This window comes from Pseudomonas sp. 05N434, from assembly GCF_056396965.1.
Genome location: NZ_JBFTMK010001057.1, coordinates 1 through 572, shown reverse-complemented (window position 1 = coordinate 572; position 572 = coordinate 1). Strand labels below are relative to the sequence as shown.

1 protein-coding gene is annotated in these 572 nt (G+C 55.2%); it reads left to right on the top strand.

Annotated features, from left to right (window positions below):
* Nucleotides 1-247: 247 nt before the first annotated feature.
* On the top strand, nucleotides 248-572 hold a 325-nt coding region (locus AC1DLB_RS31690; protein ID WP_477786491.1), incomplete at its 3' end, for an NAD(P)-binding domain-containing protein.

Sequence of the window (572 nt, the reverse complement as noted above, 5' to 3'; positions counted from 1 at the left end):
CAGATTTATATCACCCATTGGCTCAGGGCATGCTCTGTTAAATCCGGTCATCGATTGCTCTTGTAGCAGCTGCTACGGGAGTGCGTCGTGGCAGCTCAAAGGCATAAACACTTGCAGGCGCTACATCGGTAATTTGTATTCAAATGCCAGCTTTATAATATTTTACCGATCCAGGGGTGATCCCTAGTCTTGACCCAAGAAATGGCAGGCCACAACCGACCTGATTCCAACTTCGATGGGTATAGAGATGACCACTGAAAAAACAAAAATAGATACGCTGATTGTGGGCGCCGGTCAGGCTGGCGTGGCCATGAGTGAACACCTGAGCAAACTCGGCGTGCCTCACCTCGTACTGGAGCGCAGCCGCATCGCCGAGCGCTGGCGCAGCGGTCGTTGGGATTCGCTGGTGGCCAACGGCCCGGCCTGGCACGATCGGTTTCCGGGCCTTGAGTTCGACGATCTCAGCCCCGACAGCTTTGCCCCGAAAGAACGGGTGGCGGATTATTTCGAAGCCTACGCGAAGAAGTTCAACGCCCCCATCCGCACCGGCGTGGACGTGAAGAAAGTCGAGC